The following is a 16,786-nucleotide window of genomic DNA, read 5'->3' as shown; positions in this document are numbered from 1 at the left end:
GGGAGAGTAGTCGTGGCTGAACTGGAGGGTCCCGAGCAGCGGCGCCGCCGCGGCTTCCGGCTCACCGCGAAGTATCAGGTCAGCGGGTGGCGGTTCCTGTACCGCCGGCTGCAGCATGCCTTGGTGCGCCGGGACACCCGGATGATCGACGACCCGCAGCGGGCGCAGTCCTCTCCGCTGGTGTTGGGCATCTTGCTCGGCGTCGTGGTCTGCCTCGGCGCGGTGGTGTGGGGTTTGTTCTCCCCGGCCGGGCAGGTCAAGGACGCCAAGATCGTCATGGACAAGGACAGCGGCGCGCTCTACGTGCGTGTCGGTGACCGCCTGGATCCGGTTGCCAACCTGACCTCGGCGCGGCTGATCGTCGGTCAGCCCGACAGTCCGGTCAAGGCCGGCGCCGCCGAGATCGACAAGTACCCGCGCGGATCGCTGGTCGGAATACCCGGGGCACCCAACGATATTCGCGACGCCGAGGACCCGTGGTCGGTGTGGACGGTGTGCGACACCACGATGACCGGCTCAGCGGTTCCGCTGGATCCAGTGTCCGGATTGCCGACCACGGCCCGTTCGCCGGTCACCACGACAGCCATCGGCGGCGTCCTGACCAAGGGCGCTGACACCGCCACGATGGGTGGCGACCAGGCCCGCCTGGTGGGCTACGACAACCGCACATGGCTGATCTACTCTCGCCCCGACGGAGTCGTGGTCCGTTCCACGCTGGACATCACCGATCCGATCGTCGCCGACGCGCTGGGGCTCAATGCCGAGGACCTCGTCCTGCCGATCTCCCAGGGCCTGTTCAACGCAATCCCGGCCGAGCCGCCGCTGATCGCCCCGGCGATCCCCGGGGTCGGTGAACGACCGGCGTTCGCGGAGAACCGTCCGCTGACGGTGGGCACCATCCTCACCGCGCGCGACCTGGCTGGTCAGCAGACCTACTACGCCACGCTGCCCGATGGGGTGCAGGAGGTCAGTTTGACCGCGGCGACAATGATCCGGGCCGCCAACCCCCAGGTCAGCACCGAGCCCGTCGAGATCGGCCCGGACGAGCTGGCAGCCCTGCCGAAGTCGACCATGTTGGCGGTTTCGTTCTATCCGAAGGCCGCGGTGGAGCTGGTCAGCGCCGACAACGAGCCGGTGACGTGCTGGTCGTGGTCGCACTTCGGTGACGAGCCAACCGCGCGCACCGAGGTGGTCACCGGGCGCACTTTGCCGTTGCGGCCCGAACAGGTCAAGGCGATCGTCCCGATGGTGTCCGCCCCGACGTCGGAGGGTATGACCGCCGACCAGGTGTACATGCCCTCAACGACCGGACGGTTTGTGCAAGTCACCAGCGCGGCAACGGATTCGCGTCTGAGGGAGTCCTATTTCTGGGTCGCCGATACCGGTGTGCGGTTCGGGCTGGACACCTCTGACAGAGAATCCGGCGACGTGACCCTGACCGCGCTGAAGTTGCACTACCCGGTGCCGGCGCCATGGGTTGTGGTGTCGCTGTTCGCGCCGGGACCCACGCTCTCGCAGAAGGACGCACTCATCCGTCACGACGGGGTGCCCCTCAATCCTGTTGTCGCAGGACTGGACAAGAAGGAAGTGAAGTAGGTGCGTACCAGCTTCAACCGGCCGTTCATGCCGGTCGAGCCCCCGCGGATCTCGCGTGATGAGATTCAGGTTCCGGCGCCCAAGGAGATCGAAGAGGGTGAGCCGGTATCGAAGCTCAGAACCGTGGGCCTGCCACTGCTGATGCTGGTGGTGCTGGCCGGCATGGTCGCGCTGATGATGCGCTCGGGGCGCTTCAACCCGATGTTCATCATGCTTCCGCTGATCATGCTCATGGGCATGGGCGGCATGATGTTCGGCCAGAGCGGCGGGGGCGGGACCTCGCGGGCGCAGCTGCTATCGGATCGCAAAGCCCAGACCCGCGGCCTGGGGGTCACCCGGGAAAAGGTGTTCAAGCGTGGCTTGAGTATGCATGAAGGGCTGCAGCACGCCTTCCCTGATCCGGTGATGCTGCCCAGTCTCATTGGCAACGAACGCATGTGGGAGGTCACTCCCACCAACGACGGATTCACCGCGCTGCGTTACGGCGTCGGTGAGGTGGAACTGGCCGCGCGCATCGTTGCCCCCGAGGCGCCTCCAGGAGAGTTCCTGGAGCCGGTGGGCTGGGTGCAAACCGTGCGGTTCCTGCGTCACCACACCACGGCGTCCGGGATGCCGTTGGCGCTGGCCACCGCGCGGTTCCCGATCATCGGGATCTCCGGGGACCGGGAGGTCGCGCTGGGCATGCTGCGCGCGATGCTGATGCACGCTGCGGTCACCCACGGTCCGGACAACCTGTCGATGGTCGTGCTCACCGACGACCCGGACGGGCCGCAGTGGTCGTGGATGAAGTGGTTGCCCCACACCCAGCACCCGTTCAAACTGGACCGTCTGGGCAGCGCGCGAATGATGTACTCGGACTGGTCGACACTGACCGCCAGCGTCGGCGGGGACGACGACGAGGACCCGGCCAAGCTCATCGACTTCACGATGAACTTCGACCCCCATGTCGAGTTCGTCAACGACAAGTACCGCCACGTGCTGGTCATCGTGGACTCCGCGGTCAACGACAAGCTCATCGACTCGGTCATCGCGCCGCGGGCCGGGGTGACCTGGCTGATGGTCAACCCGCCCGAGAATGCTCTGACCTCCAGCGAGGGCATCGTGCTGCGCTGTGACCCCGACCGCACCGTGTGGCGCACCGAGGCCGACAAGCCGTTGGCCGAGCCGACCAAAGTCGCTCTGGCCGATCAGGTCTCGCTGACCGATGCGCGGACTCTGGCGCGGCAGCTGGCCAAGTACGAAGTCACATCGCTGACCAGTCTGGGGCGCCAAGCCAAGCAGTCCGAGCGTGGCCGCGACTGGGGGACGCTCATGCGGGTGCGCGATCCCGGCTCCCTGGACCCGATGGACACCTGGAGCGCGATCAGCCGCTACGGCGACAAGCGGCGCCTGCGCATCCCGATTGGGTTCTTGGCCAATGGTGACCGGCTGGACCTGGATATCAAGCAGGCCGCCGACGGCGGTACCGGCCCGCACGGGCAGCTGCTGGGCACCACAGGTTCGGGCAAGTCCGAGTTCATGCGCAACCTGGTGCTCAACGCGTGCGTGACGCACTCCCCGGACATGCTCAACCTGCTGCTGGTCGACTTCAAAGGCGGACCGACATTCCTGGGCATGGGTGACCTTCCCCATGTCACTGCGGTCATCACCAACATGGAGCAGGAATCCCACCTGGTCTCGCGCATGGCCGAGATGATCGACGGCGAGATCGCGCGCAGATTCCAGATCCTGCGCGGCGCCGACGAACTTAGTAACCGCTACGACGTCAAGGACATCCGCGATTACGAGCAGCTGCGTGAGCGCGGCATCGACCTCGCGCCGCTGCCCTCGCTGTACGTCATCATCGACGAGTTCGCCGAGCTGCTCGCCGAGTACCCCGACTACGGCAACCTGTTCAAGCGCATCGGCCGCGTGGGCCGGTCCTTGGGTATCTACCTGCTATTCGCCTCTCAGAACCTCGACATCTCCGGTCGCACCAGTGGCCTGGAATCCAACATCGGCTACAAGATCGGTTTGAAGACCCAGACCGCCCAGGAATCGCGGGCCCTGCTGGACAGCTCCGATGCCGCCTACCGCCTGCCCGGCACACCCGGGCATGGCATCCTGCTGGGCAGCGCCGGCGACCGCGCCGGTGAGCTGACGCAGTTCTACGCCGGCTTCACCGGCGCAGCATACTTCCCGCCGGCCTCGGAAATCAGCGTCGAGCGCGCTCAGACCCGTTCCGACGATGGGGGATTCGTCGGGCCGCAGGCCTTCACCGCGATCGAGGCGCCGCTGCCGAAGGACGCCAACGCCTCGGTCGAGGTGGTCAGCGAACCTGAGCGCACCGAAGAGGAACTCGAGGCGGCCCCGACCATCTTCACCACCGTCGTCGAGCTTCTGCGGAACTCGGGTTTCCCGGCGCCCTACCGGATGTGGCTGCCGCCGCTGGAAGTCAAGACCCTCGACGATGCCGAGCCCGCCCTGCGCGACTGGGCCGTGCCGGCCAATACCGCGCTGCCGCAGCTGCGTGTGCCGATGGGCATGTTCGACGATCCGGTCAAGCATTCCCAGCCGACGTGGACCATCGACACTGCCAACCAGAACGTCCTGATCCTCGGCGGTGCGCAGAAGGGCAAGTCCACCGCCCTCAAGACGCTGGCCTGCTCACTGGCACTGCACAACACCCCCGAGCAGGTGCAGATGTATCTGGTCGACTACGCCGGCGGCGGCCTAGGCCCGCTGGCAGATCTCCCGCACGTTGGCGGGGTGGCCACCAGGTCCGAGCACGACGCCATCAACCGCATGCTTTCCCAGGTGCGCAGCTTGATCACCGACCGCGAGCGGCTCTTCCGGGACAACAAGATCGGCACCATGGCCGACTACCGCAAGCTACGCACCAACCCCGATCACCCGCTGCTGCGCGAGGATCACTACGGCGACGTCTACATCATGATCGACGGATGGGACGCAGCCGTTTCCGAAGGGCAGGTGCTGCAATACCGCGGCAATGAAGTTGAGTCGCTGATCGCCGGTGCTCTGAACTATGGCGTGCACCTGGTGATGTCGACAACGCGCGTCGTCGAGATGCGCGGCATCGAACCGCACATGGAAGCGGTCATCGAGCTGGACACCGATGAGTTCTCCCGCATCGACAACGCCCTGTCCAAGAACCGTCGCCAATCCCCGGGACACGTCCTGGCCACAGGCTCAACGCTGCAGGGGCTCGTCGCGCTGCCCCGCATCGACGGCGTCCAGGACCAGACCTCGATCAACGAGGGCATGTCGGCGCTGGTGCGCCAGATTGCCGACCAGTTCGCCACCAGCTCGGCCGAACGTCTGCGCACGCTGCCCACCTCGCTGACCTACGACCACCTCGCCGAGATGGTCCTGGAAGCCGACCACCGAGCGGTCGAGAAAAACGGGGGAGTCTGGGACCCGCGTCGGCAGCTGCGCCTGGCCTTCGGCATCCAGGAGGAACGGCTCACCCCCGCCTACGCCGAGATGTGGCGCGAGCCCCACCTGCTCATCGCGGGCAACGCGAAGTCAGGCAAGAGCGAGGCGATCGGGGCAATCTACGACAGCATCACGCGCCGGTTCCCCGGCGGCGTCGACGATGCCGCGGTCATCTTCATCGACCCGCGGCGCCGGCACCTGGGCAAGATCAGCGACAAGAACCTGTTCGCCTACGTCACCAATGACGACGAACTGGCCGCTGCGGTCGTCAAGCTGTGGGACCGCTACAACCTGGGAGCACGCGAGCTGCCCCCGGGCATCGACGCGAAAACGCGGGCAGCGCGTTCGTGGTGGTCGGGCCCGGAGATCTTCATGATCATCGACGACTACCACCTGTTCGCCAACACCAGGAATTTCGGGGACCAGCCGGCGATCTTCAAGATGCTGCCGCAGCTGGAGAACGAGGCGTTGGCCAAGGGGTGGCACTTCGTGCTCGCCCGAGCTGCTGAGGAGTTCTTCATCGCGGTGAACAGGGACCCGATTCTGCGCCGCCTGATCGGGGACGCGGCACCCACGGTGATGCTCTCGGGTAACAAGTTCGACGGTCAGATCGGTGATCAGAAGTTCGAGAACTTCGGCATCCCCGGCCGCGCCCGCTATCTGGAGTCGGGCTTCGCGCGCAAGGGCAGAGTTCAGGCCGCATGGTCGGGCATTCGGTACAGCGACGATGACAGCCTCGGGGACTGATGAACATGCGACCGCCGCCGCCGCCGCCGCCGCCGGCACAGCGCGGAACAGGAAAAAAGTGCGACACCGCCCCTTCACAGTGGCGCTAGGCTGGTGCAGAGTTTTACCATCACAGGTAATATTGCCGCGGGCGGCGATCCGTGGCACCAGGGGAATGAGGTTTGCTAGTGATCACCAACGTTGAAACCGCGGTCATGATGGCGAGCGTTGCCGATGTGGCCTCCAATGTGGCATCCACCGCAGGCGTCATCGCCGGCGGTGCGCCGGTCATCATGGCGCCGGTTCCGGCCGGCACCGATGAGGCGTCCATGCTGGCCACCGCGAACACCAGCGCACAGTCGGCGGACCTGCTCGGCACCGCTTCGATGGGGTTCCTGGAGCTGGCGCGCTACGCGGGGACTTTGGGCGTCGTCGACGCCAGCTACACCACCGTCGACGCGGCCAACGGGTCGCAGTACCTGTAACCGGGTACACGCCACGATCATGATTGCGGACCAGCAGCCTCAGGCGCCCGGCACCTCAGTGTCCGGGCGCGGTGCGCTGGCTGTCTGCCCAGAGCGGGGAAGCTATTGGCACGCTCCCCCCGAAGTGAACGTCGCCCGAGTGGCGGCAGCTGCGGGTGTCTGGGGAGGTGTCGATGTTCGGCCCTCCTGAGGTGATCACCGGCCGGCTGATGTCGGGCGCCGGCGCCGCTCCAATGACCGCAGCGTCGGCGGAGTACACCGCCGCCGGCATCGCCTACGAGGTCTCCATCGACCGGCTCACCGCGCTGATGGCTTACCTGGGCGCCTCCTGGCAAGGCGAGGCCGCGATGGCCATGCAGCGCACCGTGATGCAGTTCATCATGGTCAATCGCATGCTGCAGGCGCAGGTCCTCGCCCAGTCGGCGCGCACGGCCGCGCAGGCGGCGGCGTTCACCGAGGCGTACACCACGATGGCCCAGATGGCGGAGATCGTGGAGAACCGCGTCACCACCGCCACCTTGCACGCGACGAACTTCCTCGGTTTCAACACTGTGCCCATCGGTATCAAAGAGGGCCAGTACATGGAGATGTGGATGCGCGACGTCGCCGTGCAGACCAACTACCTGGCACAGACGGTCGCCAACACCACCCCGGTTCCCTTCACGAAACTGCCCCCACTGACCGGGGTGACCAGCTTTCCCCCGGTCATCACGCAGGCCCTCAACGCGGCGATGGCGGCCACCGACACGGTCCGGATGCAGGCGATCAAGGCGCAGAACGCTGCCGCCGTGCTCAAGGGCAAGGTCGGTGGTGCCGCGTCAGCGGCGGCGTGGATGGCTCAGCGCACGGCCGACGGCGCGCAGAAGGCCGAGGCCCAAGCCGCTGTGACACGGTTTCGAGAGAACGGCCTGCAGCGTGAGGCGAATCGGACCGAAGACCAGATGGCCCAGCAGTTGGTGCAGCAGATCCCGCAGCAGGCCGCGCAGATCGGTCAGACCGTGATGCAGGCGCCGCAGCAGGCGCTGCAACAGGGCCAGCAGATGGGCCAACAGTTCGCCTCGCAGATGAGCAACCTGATGAGTCAGGTGTCACCGGAGCACCGCCTGGAGCAGCCCGGGTTTTTCGATACCCAGCCCAGCTCTTCCACGCTGGACCGGTTGGCTGGAAGCTCGGGCGGTGGCGGACTGGCCGCGGCCATCCGGGTGCCGGGTCTGTCCGGATTGTCCGGTGCGTCAACGGGATTCCGGTTTCCCGGCGGCTGGGATGGTCCCCTTCCGGGATCGGCATCGCCGGCGGCACCCGCTGCGCCCAGCAGCGGCGCTCCTGCGGCCCGCCCTGGCGGGTCGGGGATGCCCATGCGCCACGGCAACCGCCGTGACGAGGAGAAGGTGACGGTCAAACGTCCTGATACAGAACTCACTCCGATCTGGGGGTACGTCCCCGATGAGGAGGAGTCTGTGTCGGCCGGCGCCTTGGTCTCAGAGAGGCAGACACCCGACACCCAGGAAACCAGTTAGATGGCAGCGCGCCTGCCCCCACACTTGCGCTCAAGGCTGTTCGGAGCGCGGCGCGCCATGGTGGCGTGTGAGTCCAGGAGCGGCAGCACCACCACCAGTTCAGAGAACACCACCACCATTTCAAAGAAACGGAGTTCGTTGTGAGTATGCCATTCAACATGGACATGGCTGTCCAGGCGGCCCAGACCGCCAGCTTCCAGGGTCTGGTCGATTCGGCACAGGCCAACAACAAGCAGATGATGGTCGTCGCCGACAGCGCCATGACGGCCAACCGCGGCCAGATGTCGGCCTCGTTCCAGACGTGGATCAGCGATGTCCACCAGGTCGCCACCAGTAACAACGTGGTTCTCGATCAGATCCGCGAGGCGCTGCAGTTCGGTCTCGGCTCGACCGACAACCAGGAATCCTCCGCCGCCGCGGACTTCCAGCAGATCACGGGTGTCGTCAGCCCGTTCCACTAGCCCGCGCCGACACCTGATCACCCAAAACCACTGACACACAAGGAGACAACACATCATGGCCGGAGACGAAGTTCACTACAACTATCCGTTGATGGAAGGGATCGCCGGGCAGCTGCAGACCTGCGGGACCACCGCGCAGGGCCTGCTCGATGCTGGCCGGGCGAACAAGCAGACCCTGCTGGGAAGCTTCCACGGCGACACCGCCAACACGTTCCTGGACTGCTTCACCAAGTTCGAGGGTGTCTGCCAGGACCAGATCGAGGTCGTGCAGCGGGGCGTGAATTCCTACCACAACGGCATCCAGGGGATGCAGGGAAACGAGAAGCAGATGATGGGGTACTTCCCCGGCTGATCTGCTTTCAGCACGTCGAGGACAGGGCGCCTCGATCCATCGAAATGGGTCGAGGCGCCCTGTTGCGTCACCGGTAGAAGGTCGACGTGAAAAGCGTTCTCGCGCAGGCAGAATACGGTCCTAGCGCGGGTAGCATCGGCGGCTATGGCGAAAGACATCCTGGCGGCCGCGCATCTGAGCGTGGACTCGGCGCTGTTCATCAAGCGACTGATGGGCATCGACAGCATTTCCCCGGTACTGGCCCTGATGGAGAACGTCTACTACCCCCAAGACCAGGCTGCCGTCGACGATGTCACCGTCCCCATCTTGATCGACGCCGGACTGATCGACATCAACGGCACCGTCGACCCGACGCTGGCCTCCTGGATGAGGGTGCTCGAACGCCCCGATATCGAGGTCACCCTGCGCGCCCTGCAGGAGGACCGCATGCGGCGCGCGGTCATCGCCCGCCAGGGGGATACACACGTGATGGCGCTGCGGCGCAACGACGAGATGGTGATCCAGGCCGTGTGGTCGACGACCGAATCGCTCGACGACGTTGTGTCCACGCCGATCTGGTCGGCGATGCGTGAAACAGAAGAGGTGCTCGCCCCGGCGCCGGCGGAATTCGAAACGGTGACCCTGCCCCTGGACCAGATCGCCGAGCTGTCCGCGTCCGCGACGCCAGGAGACATGATCCGCGCTTTGCGTGGGGAACTCGGAGTCGACGTCCAGACCGCCAAGATCCTCAACGAAGTCTCGGCTTACACCGGTCAGCGCTGCGAGATCGTGATGCGGGAGAACCGCGGCATTCAAACCGTGGACACCAAGGCCGGTGTCTTCGTTGCGGACACCTCCTACGGGCGGGTGCTCTCCGCGGTAGGCAAACAGGGTCCCCGCCTGTGGGTGACTTTCGGGCCCGGCACCTACGCGCGGTTCCGGGCGGCGATGTCAGATCTCGTGCAGCTCACACCGAGCCGGAATTGGTTCGCTACCGGGGGTGCGGCGCGGTGACGGGACGTGACATCGGTGCAGGAAAATGGTGCCTTGCGGCGCCGATTTCGCCCATTTTGGTGCGCTAGTGTGCGGGTGAACGCTGGGAGAATGGTCCTGGGGCAAGCCCAGGGTGGCAGCTGTCAAACGACCGGATGATATGCCGGTCACCACGATTCATTTTGCGGGGAGAGGTGAGCCGAATGGCTGAAGACGTCGATACGGGCAGCGGCCGGCACTGGTCGGAACCGGAGACTCCTGCAGAGTCCACGCAGTCCGCACCATCGGAAAGCGGTGGCCCGGCACCAGAAACCGGTGCTGCCGCGCCGGAGGATCTGCCGGGCCCGCCACCCACGATGATCGCGCCGGCCGGCGCTGGCGACTGGTCGGCCCGCCCTGACACACCGCCGCCGCCACCGCCGGCCCAAGGGCGAGAGCGGTTCGGGCCCGAGGCCACGCCCACCGCGGTGCCCCCGCCGCGTCCTCAGCCGGCGTGGGGACAGCCGCCGGCGCAGAACCCGGCGCGCCCCAACGGTTCAGCCCCGCCGGCGCAGTCAGGTCCCGCCCAGTGGGGGCGCAGGGCCCGGCCCCGCGCAGCAGTGGGGCCAGCCCATTGCGGCTCCTCAAGCGCAACGGCCCGGCCCGGCGATGGCGCCGCGACGTCCGCAGCAGCCGCAGCAGCCGCAGCCGCCGCAAGGCGAGCAGTTCCGGGGCTCCGAGGAAGTGACCCACCAGCACGGTGTTTTCCGCCGACCCGAGATGACCGCGCAAATCCCCGCGGTTCCCGACCAGGAGCGTGGCCGCCAGTCGGTCCCCGACCGCGAGCAGGCGGTCGGGCGCCAAGCTGAGCCGGATCAGTACCGGCGGGCCAACGCGCCGATCCAGGCGGCCTCGGCCGGCATCCGCCAGGAACTGATCGCCACGGCCAACGAGGAACGCACGCCGGTGGCCAACACGGGCTGGCGCGGCGCGACCAACAAGGCTGGGTTCAAGCTCAAGCCCAGCAAGAAGGAGCAGCGCCGCCGCGATGTGTATGCGCGCATCCGTGCACCCAAGGACACCATGTACGCGATCGCCGTACTCACCCTCAAAGGCGGGGCCGGTAAGACGACGGTGACCGCCACGCTGGGGCAGACCTTCGCCAAGTACCGATCCGACGGAATTCTCGCCGTGGACGCCGACCCGGACGCCGGTGATCTGCCGTCGCGCACCGCGGTGCATCCGAACAACCTGTCGATGATGGAGATGCTCGACACCGAGTCCGATGATCTGCGCCAGCACGATCAGGTGCAGCGGTTCCTATCCATCACCGATACCGACCTCAATGTGCTGGGCAACGGGTGGCGCCCCGACGGCGAGCGGGTGCTCGTTCCCGAGGACATCAGCGATGTCTACGAAATTGCCTCGCACTACTACAGCATGTTGCTCTGGGATGGCGATAAGGCGCTGAACTCTCACGTGGTGCGCGAGATGCTGAACAAGTCCAATGCTCTTGTGCTGCTTGTGGAAGCGTCCCGTCCGGGAGCGGAGAAGGCCGGGTATGCCATCGACTGGTTGCGCAACCACGGCTACCAGGGTCTATTGGCGCGCACCGTCGCCGTGATCAACGAGACCACGGCCAACACCCGCTTGGATGTGGCGAAGTTGACCACGGTGCTGGCGCGCCAGCAACTCAAGATGCATCACATTCCGTTCGATCCGCATCTGGATGAGGGTCTGTTCGTCGACCTGGACAAGTTGAAGAAGAAGACGCGGCGCGCCTTTGAAGACCTCGCCGCCGTTCTGGCCGACGACTTCTCCGTGCCGCAACCGCCGGTGCCGGTCGCCGCCGCTAGCTGAACATCAAGGGAGACAGCCAATGTCAGTCGTCTTGCCGGTTGAATCTCTGCCCGCCGATCCGAGCGGGCAGCCAGAGAGCGCCACCACCGCCGTCGCGGCGGTTCCCGAGCAGATCCGCGTAGCGATCCACGTAGGCAACTACAACGTCGACACCTCGCTGGCCGCGCACGCTCCGCTGTCTATCGTCATGGAAGGGCTGGTGCCGTTCCTGTCCGATACCCTTCGCAGCGAGGGTTTGGCCGTCGACTTCACCACCACGGGGGTCTACACCCTTGCCGTGGAAGGCGGGATGCCGTTCGCGCGCACACTGTCGCTGGCCGAAGCGGGTGTCCTCGACGGTGCGCGGCTGCTGCTGCGCGAGGTGCACTCGACAGAAGTGTTCAAGCCGATCATCGAAGACGGCAGCGATGCCCTGGCCGAGTTCAACGCCGTCAAGTTCGCCTCTTTCACCGCCGATACCGCGCGGGTGCTCGGACTGATCGCCATCGTGGGAGGCGCCGCGCTCACCGCGGCCCTGACCATCGCGGCGTGGTGGTCCACCCCGTCGAGCCTGTGGTGGGTGCCGCCCAGTGCGGCGCTGACACTGTTGTCTGTCGTCGGCGCGGTCGTGGCCGCCCGCCGTTCGGCGCCCGCGGTGTCGTATGTCGCCGGCATCGCCGCGGTGCTCCTGGCGTTCGCGGTGGGATGGGTCGCGGTACCCGCCTACGAGAACACCCCGGGGCACTGGACAGCCGCCAACGTGATGGCCGCGGCGTTCACCGCCGCTGCGGTGTCTCTGATGGTGTTGTGGCTGACCAACGTTGGGATCACCGTGCACACCGCTGCGGTGACGCTCGCAGTGGCCGGCGCGGCGGCGGCCGGCGTACTCACCTTCACCGAGTTCGACCTGCGCCAGATCGGCACCGTCGCGGTCGTTGTCGGGATGATCGTTGTGGTGAGCGCGCCGGGGTTGTCGCTGCTGCTGGCCGGGGTAAAACCGCCGAGCCTTCCTGTGCCCGGCGAAGATATCGATCGCAACGAACTCGACGAAGCCGCCATGATGGTCGAAGTTTTCGACGACGGCAACGACGTGCGCACGGTGGCACTGTCTGACGACGAGGACACCCAACTCGAGGGACGCTCGCGGGTCTCCAACAAGTATCTCACCGGCCTGTTCGCTGCTGCGGTGATCGTCATCGTGACCGGAGCGGTCGTCGCCGTCGAACCCCACACCCATTACTTCTGGGGTGAGGTCGCCGTGGCGATCCTGTCGATCCTGGTGCTCGTGTTCCGTGGGCGTTCGCTGCCCGACCGAGTACACGCGGTGACCTTCTTCGTCGGGGCGTTCATCCTGCTGGTCGGGTTCACCCTGACGATCATCACCGGCACGTCCAATGTCGTGGCCGAGATCAGCGTGCTCGGCGGTGTGGTCGCCGTGGCGATCCTGGCCGCACTGGCCGCGATGCTGCTGCCCGGCAGGAAGATGTCGCCGATCACGTTGCGGCGCATCGAGTATCTGGAGTTCGTGACGAATATGGCGGTGGCGATGCTGGCCTTCTGGATCGTCGGGGCCTTCGCGTTCTTCCGGAACCTGCTGTGAACGCGCGCGCCGTGCTCGCCGCCACGCGCACTGCAGCCGTCCTGGCCGCGGTCACCGCGCTGGTCGCCGCGACGCCACTGGGAACTGCCGGCGCGGTGACTCCGCCCAATCCTGATGTGGCTGCCGCGCCGCCGGACGGCCCGCCAGGACCCGACGGACCCATGCGTAAGAACGGGGCGTGCGTGGTCGGTGGGGTTCTGCCCAATTCCGATCTGGCCAAGACTCCGCCGCCGTTGACGTCGCTGCAGATCGAGCAGGCGCACAAGTTCTCCACCGGCGCCGGCGTGATTGTCGCGGTGATCGACACCGGCGTGCGCCCCCAGCCTCGGTTGCCTGGCATGATCGCCGGAGGTGACTACGTGGATCCCGCAACGGGCGCCAACGGGTTCGAGGATTGCGAAGGGCACGGAACGATCGTCGCGGGCATCATCGGCGCGGCGCCGGCTCCTACCGACGGGCTGGTCGGTGTCGCACCCAACGCGCAGATCCTGGCCATCCGGCAGACATCGCTGGCGTACATGCCCGAGAACATCTCGGCAAACCCGGACGACCCCAACAGCTCTCGGACCGCAGGGGATATCCGGACGCTGGCCCGGGCGATCGTGCATGCCGCCAACATGGGCGCACGGGTCATCAACGTGTCGGTGGTGTCGTGCGTGAAGGTTTCCACTCCGATCGACCAGGCGATGCTGGGCGGGGCGTTGAAATACGCCGTGGAGGTCAAGGACGCTCTTGTCGTCGCTGCGGCGGGCAACGTCAATGCCTCCGTTGATTCCGGTGCCGGCAACCAGAGCTGCAAGAGCAACCCCGAGGCTGACCCCACCCGTCCCGACGATCCCCGCAACTGGGGTGGGGTGAGCGTGGTGTCCACGCCGTCATGGTTTGACGACTTGGTGCTTTCGGTCGGGTTCGTCTCGCCCGAAGGGGTGCGCGCCGAGAACTCCATGGCCGGACCGTGGGTCGACGTGGCCGCACCCGGGTCTGGCATCGTGTCGCTGTCCTCCAGCGGCGAGGGCGTCATCAACGGCGTCCCCGGCGAGGAAGCGGGTCTGGTGCCGATCGCTGGAACGTCATTTGCGGCGGCCTACGTATCAGGAACTGCGGCGCTGCTGCGCTCACGATTCCCGCAGATGACCGCCCGTGAAGTGGCGACGCGGATCATCGCCACCGCCCATGCCCCCGCCCGCGGAGTCGACAACGTCGTGGGACGCGGGCTCATCGATCCTGTCGCGGCGCTGACCTACGAGATCCCGATCGAGGGCGCACCCGCAGTGACCGTGCAGGCCGCTGAGCTATCGCTGCCCAAACCCCCGCCACCGCCGGATTCCGCGCCGAAGTGGACCGCGGCGATCACCATCGGCGCGATGGCAGCCGTCGTGGCCGTGGTCTTCATCGTCGTGGCGGCGACCGGCACTCGGCGAAGGAGGCAGTGATGGCGACTGTGGCGCGTCCCCGGCGACGCTGGATCCGGCTTCCCATGGCCTCGGCGCTCATCTACGGCATCGCGGTGTGGGTGGTCGTAGCGTTCACCATGTCCAAGCACTTGCCTGTGTGGGCGGCCGTACTGATCCTGCTGGTCGCGGCGATCGGACTGTTCATCCCGATCCGCGGCCGCGTCATTCTCGTCGAGTGGTTCGGTGTCCTCTGGGCGTTTCTGCGACATCGACGCCAACCGCTGCCGCCGGCGCTGACGCCGGCCACCGACATCAACGTCATCTCCGGTAACGCCGGAGTGCGTTGGGATGGGCATACGTTGGTCGCCGCGGTCGAGGTCGGCCCGACACTGGCTTTGAGTGCCGAGGCCGGGGGGCGATCGTTCAGCGGCAGCGAGCTGCCCCTGGAGCTGGTGGTCTCGCTGATGAGCCAGTACGGGCTCGACATCGACATCGACGTCGTCGAAGCTGGCTGCCACGTTCCGCCAGGGACTGCGTATCGGACTGTGTACTCCCAGTTCGTGGGTCCCCGGCGCCTCGTCGGGCAACGCCGTACGTGGTTGGTGTTGCGGCTCAACGACTTGGACAACCTCAGCCGCATCGTGGAGCAAGGTCCCTCGCGCAGCGCCGGACCCAAAGCGCTGGCGGCTGCAGCGCACCGGGTGGTGCAACGTCTGCAGCAAGAGCAGCACCGGGCCCATGCACTGTCGGCCGAGGAACTCGACGCTATGGGGGACGTGCTGTTAGCGCCGGTCGGGGCGGTCGACAACCAGGAGAAGTGGTCCTACATCCGGTCGGGCCCGAACTTCATCACCACCTACGTCGGCAACCCGGAACTGTTGGCCCAGGGCCAATTCGACCAGTGGTGGTCCTGGCGCACCGAGGAGACGGTCACCGTGATCCGCCTGACAGGTGCAGGTGGTGTCGCCGAGGTTCAGGTCGGTGTGCTTGTCCGCTACGTGCACCACGGCAAGGCTTACAAGCCGCTCGCAGAGGCGAAGGTGGCCCGCCCCACCGGCATTCAGCGCAAGATGCTCGATGCGGCACTGCCGGGCGGGGATCGCAGCCTGGAAGCGACGATGCCGACAGTGGCGTTCTCAGCGGTGCGCGACGTGCGCGTCCCCATCGGCCCGTCCGGGCAGATTCTTGGCCAGATCGATGAGGGAACCCTTGTCGCCGTGCCGCTGTGGGATCAGTCAGGATCGCCCAAGCGGCGCCGCATCGACGCGCGTGTAGGTCCAGAAGTGGCGCGGCAGTTGGTGTTGCGCGCCGTGGTCACCGGTGCAGTGGTCGCCATCCATACCGATGATCGGCAGCGCTGGGAGAGCCTGGTGGCCACCGTCGACGACGACCGGCGGCTTTTCTACGCCACTGCAGGTGCCCGCACTTGTGACGTCGCGATCTTCGACGGGCGCACGGTCACCACGGTGCCCGCGCGTACCGTGCTGCGACTGCTGGGCCCGGACGCGGCCGGCGGCGGCGCGGACATGACCATCGTCGAAGGCCCAGGGCAGGTGCTGGAGGTATCGATCAACGATGCCGAGCCGGTCAGCATTCTGACCATCCGCACCCGTGAAGAGGATCGGTACCTGGGACTGGGCGCCGACCAGATCCAGCAGCCGCGTCGCACCGTGTCCACCGCGCCGTTGCTGACGCGCACTCCGCGTCGAGCCGCAGAGGTGCGGATGCCGGCGCCCACGCCGGCGCCGGATCCGGCGGCTACGCGAGCCCCGGCCCCCTGGGCGCCGCAGCCACCGGTGCAAGCACCTGTGCCGGCCGGCGACCTGGCCACCGCGGGGCCCAACGGAAACCACGCCGGCAACGGGTCCAATGGAAGCGGCCGCCATCGCGACCTTGGTGGGCCGCAACGAGTTCCGCGCGGCCAGCGCGCAGCGGAGTCACCCCCGCCGCCGGCCCCGCGTCGCCCGCCGCGCAACTTCCCGCCTCCGCCGGGGAAGTAGTCCGACAGCCACTGTGCTGCGTGGAAGGGCCTATCCAGCCTTGAGGTGGGTGGGCGCGCGCAGCTGGGCGTGACGGGCCTTGGTCTGCTCGTCGAGGTCGTAGGACAGTCGCAGGCATCGAGACGCTTCGGCGCGTTGCTCGCTGCTGGCGGCGGGATGCCACCACACCTCCGCGGCGTAGTCGGCCGCGGTGCGGGCGTATTGCCAGCGGCGCCACTGTTCGGCTTCGGCGTTGGCCTCGCAAAGCGCGGCAAGGGCCGCGCTGAGGGCGCCGGCCGGCGAGGTCAGATCTTCGGCGCGGGGGCTCATTGTCCAATCGTATTGCCGTGTGCAGGGCGAGAACCGGTCCGCGGCCGGTCGGATTTCGGTCGAAAAAGGGTGGGCGGGAGCGGCGTGTCGACGCTGGGTGCCCCCGGTGGGGCAGTGAGAT

The 16,786-nt window shown here is 66.8% G+C and carries 12 protein-coding genes; 11 read left to right on the top strand and 1 reads right to left on the bottom strand.

What is annotated here, in order from left to right; genetic code table 11:
- Nucleotides 1-12 precede the first annotated feature (12 nt).
- The 11 genes from eccB (at nucleotide 13) to eccE (ending at nucleotide 16,356) form a co-directional block, all read left to right on the top strand.
- Nucleotides 13-1,596 (top strand): type VII secretion protein EccB, encoded by a 1,584-nt coding sequence (gene eccB / locus EXE63_RS00645; protein WP_168140374.1) that lies wholly within the window; start codon nucleotides 13-15, stop codon nucleotides 1,594-1,596.
- Nucleotides 1,597-5,778 (top strand): type VII secretion protein EccCa, encoded by a 4,182-nt coding sequence (gene eccCa / locus EXE63_RS00640; RefSeq protein WP_168140373.1) that lies wholly within the window; start codon nucleotides 1,597-1,599, stop codon nucleotides 5,776-5,778.
- 167 nt (nucleotides 5,779-5,945) lie between these two features.
- Nucleotides 5,946-6,242 carry a PE domain-containing protein gene (locus EXE63_RS00635; RefSeq protein ID WP_168140372.1) on the top strand — a complete coding sequence of 99 codons (297 nt, stop codon included), beginning with the start codon at nucleotides 5,946-5,948 and terminating at the stop codon, nucleotides 6,240-6,242.
- 173 nt (nucleotides 6,243-6,415) lie between these two features.
- Nucleotides 6,416-7,759, top strand: coding sequence for a PPE family protein (locus tag EXE63_RS00630; RefSeq protein ID WP_168140371.1), 1,344 nt, complete (start codon nucleotides 6,416-6,418; stop codon nucleotides 7,757-7,759).
- 140 nt (nucleotides 7,760-7,899) lie between these two features.
- Nucleotides 7,900-8,220 (top strand): hypothetical protein, encoded by a 321-nt coding sequence (locus EXE63_RS00625; protein ID WP_157517336.1) that lies wholly within the window; start codon nucleotides 7,900-7,902, stop codon nucleotides 8,218-8,220.
- Nucleotides 8,221-8,275: 55 nt separating this feature from the next.
- Nucleotides 8,276-8,572 (top strand): WXG100 family type VII secretion target, encoded by a 297-nt coding sequence (locus tag EXE63_RS00620; protein WP_168140370.1) that lies wholly within the window; start codon nucleotides 8,276-8,278, stop codon nucleotides 8,570-8,572.
- 144 nt (nucleotides 8,573-8,716) lie between these two features.
- Nucleotides 8,717-9,565 carry an ESX secretion-associated protein EspG gene (locus EXE63_RS00615; protein WP_168140369.1) on the top strand — a complete coding sequence of 283 codons (849 nt, stop codon included), beginning with the start codon at nucleotides 8,717-8,719 and terminating at the stop codon, nucleotides 9,563-9,565.
- Nucleotides 9,566-10,303: 738 nt separating this feature from the next.
- Nucleotides 10,304-11,383 (top strand): MinD/ParA family ATP-binding protein, encoded by a 1,080-nt coding sequence (locus tag EXE63_RS00610; protein ID WP_168140368.1) that lies wholly within the window; start codon nucleotides 10,304-10,306, stop codon nucleotides 11,381-11,383.
- A gap of 19 nt (nucleotides 11,384-11,402) precedes the next feature.
- The gene (gene eccD / locus EXE63_RS00605) at nucleotides 11,403-12,962 is read left to right on the top strand and encodes a type VII secretion integral membrane protein EccD (RefSeq protein ID WP_168140367.1); all 1,560 of its coding nucleotides are present in this window, start codon (nucleotides 11,403-11,405) and stop codon (nucleotides 12,960-12,962) included.
- On the top strand, nucleotides 12,959-14,395 hold the full coding sequence (gene mycP, locus EXE63_RS00600; RefSeq protein ID WP_234904099.1) for a type VII secretion-associated serine protease mycosin: 1,437 nt from the start codon (nucleotides 12,959-12,961) through the stop codon (nucleotides 14,393-14,395). Before eccD ends, mycP begins: the two co-directional genes overlap by 4 nt.
- Nucleotides 14,395-16,356: a type VII secretion protein EccE gene (gene eccE, locus EXE63_RS00595; RefSeq protein ID WP_168140366.1), complete on the top strand. Its 1,962-nt coding sequence runs from the start codon at nucleotides 14,395-14,397 to the stop codon at nucleotides 16,354-16,356. Before mycP ends, eccE begins: the two co-directional genes overlap by 1 nt.
- Nucleotides 16,357-16,386: 30 nt before the next feature.
- On the opposite strand, the gene EXE63_RS00590 is transcribed toward eccE, so the two are convergent.
- Nucleotides 16,387-16,665, bottom strand: coding sequence for a hypothetical protein (locus tag EXE63_RS00590; RefSeq protein WP_168140365.1), 279 nt, complete (start codon nucleotides 16,663-16,665; stop codon nucleotides 16,387-16,389).
- Nucleotides 16,666-16,786: the final 121 nt, after the last annotated feature.

It is taken from the genome of Mycolicibacterium frederiksbergense (assembly GCF_012223425.1).
Classification (GTDB): Bacteria; Actinomycetota; Actinomycetes; order Mycobacteriales; family Mycobacteriaceae; genus Mycobacterium; species Mycobacterium frederiksbergense.
The sequence above is the reverse complement of the archived record's forward strand: the minus strand, read 5'-3'. Positions and strand labels throughout refer to the sequence as shown.

Bases quoted from the DNA above. Each gene is read 5' to 3' on its own strand.
- EXE63_RS00620 (WP_168140370.1), top strand. From the start codon at position 8,276: ATGGCCGGAGACGAAGTTCACTACAACTATCCGTTGATGGAAGGGATC.
- EXE63_RS00590 (WP_168140365.1), bottom strand. From the start codon at position 16,665: ATGAGCCCCCGCGCCGAAGATCTGACCTCGCCGGCCGGCGCCCTCAGC.
- eccE (WP_168140366.1), top strand. From the start codon at position 14,395: ATGGCGACTGTGGCGCGTCCCCGGCGACGCTGGATCCGGCTTCCCATG.
- EXE63_RS00615 (WP_168140369.1), top strand. From the start codon at position 8,717: ATGGCGAAAGACATCCTGGCGGCCGCGCATCTGAGCGTGGACTCGGCG.
- EXE63_RS00630 (WP_168140371.1), top strand. From the start codon at position 6,416: ATGTTCGGCCCTCCTGAGGTGATCACCGGCCGGCTGATGTCGGGCGCC.
- eccD (WP_168140367.1), top strand. From the start codon at position 11,403: ATGTCAGTCGTCTTGCCGGTTGAATCTCTGCCCGCCGATCCGAGCGGG.
- EXE63_RS00610 (WP_168140368.1), top strand. From the start codon at position 10,304: ATGACCGCGCAAATCCCCGCGGTTCCCGACCAGGAGCGTGGCCGCCAG.